This window comes from Gilliamella sp. B2824, assembly GCF_026536245.1.
Taxonomy (GTDB): Bacteria; Pseudomonadota; Gammaproteobacteria; order Enterobacterales; family Orbaceae; genus Gilliamella.
On sequence record NZ_JAFNON010000022.1, the window covers coordinates 1 to 2,982 of the forward strand.

The following is a 2,982-nucleotide window of genomic DNA, read 5'->3' on the forward strand; positions in this document are numbered from 1 at the left end:
CATCTTTCGATGATTTCTTACTCTCAACTTCGCGTATCCAAAACAACTCCGAGTTGTAAGGTTAAGACTCTCGGTTCATTAGTATCAGTTAGCTCAATGTATCACTACACTTACACACCTGACCTATCTACGTCTTAGTCTCAAACGGACCTTACTGATTCTCATCAGGGAAAACTCATCTCGAGGCTAGTTTCGTGCTTAGATGCTTTCAGCACTTATCTATTCCGCACGTAGCTACCGGGCAATGCAATTGGCATCACAACCCGAACACCAGCGGTGCGTTCACTTCGGTCCTCTCGTACTAGAAGCAAACCCTCTCAATTTTCCTACGCCCATGGCAGATAGGGACCGAACTGTCTCACGACGTTCTAAACCCAGCTCGCGTACCACTTTAAACGGCGAACAGCCGTACCCTTGGGACCTACTTCAGCCCCAGGATGTGATGAGCCGACATCGAGGTGCCAAACACCGCCGTCGATATGAACTCTTGGGCGGTATCAGCCTGTTATCCCCGGAGTACCTTTTATCCGTTGAGCGATGGCCCTTCCATTCAGAACCACCGGATCACTATGACCTACTTTCGTACCTGCTCGAGCCGTCACTCTCGCAGTCAAGCTAGCTTTTGCCATTGCACTAACCTCCTGATGTCCGACCAGGATTAGCTAACCTTCGTGCTCCTCCGTTACTCTTTGGGAGGAGACCGCCCCAGTCAAACTACCCACCAGACAGTGTCCCTTACCTCGATTCAGAAGTATAGGTTAGAACATCAAACATTAAAGGGTGGTATTTCAAGGTCGACTCCATGCATACTGGCGTACACACTTCTTAGTCTCCCACCTATCCTACACATTAAGGCTCAATGTTCACTGTCAAGCTATAGTAAAGGTTCACGGGGTCTTTCCGTCTTGCCACGGGTACACCGCATCTTCACGGCAATTTCAATTTCACTGAGTCTCGGGTGGAGACAGCCTGGCCATCATTACGCCATTCGTGCAGGTCGGAACTTACCCGACAAGGAATTTCGCTACCTTAGGACCGTTATAGTTACGGCCGCCGTTTACTGGGGCTTCGATCAAGAGCTTCTGCTTACGCATAACCCCATCAATTAACCTTCCAGCACCGGGCAGGCGTCACACCGTATACGTCCACTTTCGTGTTTGCACAGTGCTGTGTTTTTATTAAACAGTTGCAGCCAGCTGGTATCTTCGACTGATTTCACCTCCATCCGCATGGGACTTCAATTAACATCAGCGTGCCTTCTCCCGAAGTTACGGCACCATTTTGCCTAGTTCCTTCACCCGAGTTCTCTCAAGCGCCTGAGTATTCTCTACCTGACCACCTGTGTCGGTTTCGGGTACGATTAACTATAACCTGAAGCTTAGAGGATTTTCCTGGAAGCAGGGCATCAATTACTTCACTACCTTAGTAGCTCGTCATCACGCCTCAGAGTTTCAGTGACCGGATTTGCCTAATCACACCCCTACACGCTTAACCCACCATCCAATAGGTGGTAAACCTAGCCTTCTTCGTCCCCCCATCGCAGTTATAGCCAGTACGGGAATATTAACCCGTTTCCCATCAGATACGCCCTTCGGCCTCTCCTTAGGGGTCGACTCACCCTGCCCCGATTAACGTTGGACAGGAACCCTTGGTCTTCCGGCGAGCGGGCTTTTCACCCGCTTTATCGTTACTTATGTCAGCATTCGCACTTCTGATACCTCCAGCATGCCTCACAACACACCTTCGACGGCTTACAGAACGCTCCCCTACCCAATACACTTACGTGCACTGCCGCAGCTTCGGTGCATAGTTTTAGCCCCGTTACATCTTCCGCGCAGGCCGACTCGACTAGTGAGCTATTACGCTTTCTTTAAATGATGGCTGCTTCTAAGCCAACATCCTAGCTGTCTAAGCCTTCCCACTTCGTTTCCCACTTAACTATGACTTTGGGACCTTAGCTGGCGGTCTGGGTTGTTTCCCTCTTCACGACGAACGTTAGCACCCGCCGTGTGTCTCCCATGATTAAACTTGTCAGTATTCGGAGTTTGCATCGGGTTGGTAAGCCGGGATGGCCCCCTAGCCGAAACAGTGCTCTACCCCCAACAGTTACTCATGAGGCGCTACCTAAATAGCTTTCGGGGAGAACCAGCTATCTCCCGGTTTGATTGGCCTTTCACCCCCAGCCACAGGTCATCCGCTAATTTTTCAACATTAGTCGGTTCGGTCCTCCAGTTAGTGTTAACCAACCTTCAACCTGCCCATGGCTAGATCACCGGGTTTCGGGTCTATACCCTGCAACTTAACGCACAGTTAATACTCGGTTTCCCTTCGGCTCCCCTATTCGGTTAACCTTGCTACAGAATATAAGTCGCTGACCCATTATACAAAAGGTACGCAGTCACACATACCCAACGGTACATGCTCCCACTGATTGTACGTACACGGTTTCAGGGTCTATTTCACTCCCCTCCCGGGGTTCTTTTCGCCTTTCCCTCACGGTACTGGTTCACTATCGGTCAATCAGGAGTATTTAGCCTTGGAGGATGGTCCCCCCATCTTCAGACAGGATATCACGTGTCCCGCCCTACTCTATAAGCTTCCACATAATCCACTTTCATGTACGGGACTTTCACCCTCTATCGTGCGACTTTCCAGACGCTTCCACTAATACATTATGCTACCCGCTTGGGCTGCTCCCATTTCGCTCGCCGCTACTTTGGGAATCTCGGTTGATTTCTTTTCCTCGGGGTACTTAGATGTTTCAGTTCTCCCGGTTCGCCTCACCTAACTATGTATTCATTAGGTGATAGTGCAGTCGCCTGCACTGGGTTTCCCCATTCGGACATCAACGGTTATAGCGCCTTTTATCGGCTCACCGTCGCTTTTCGCAGATTAACACGTCCTTCATCGCCTCTGATTGCCTAGGCATCCACCGTGTACGCTTAATTTCTTAACCTTACAACTCACAGTTGTCTTGGTTTT

At 50.0% G+C, this 2,982-nt stretch carries 1 rRNA gene; it reads right to left on the bottom strand.

Annotated elements, in window-relative coordinates:
- Positions 1 to 57: 57 nt before the first annotated feature.
- A 23S ribosomal RNA gene (locus tag J3U56_RS11815) occupies positions 58 to 2,956 on the bottom strand.
- Positions 2,957 to 2,982: the final 26 nt, after the last annotated feature.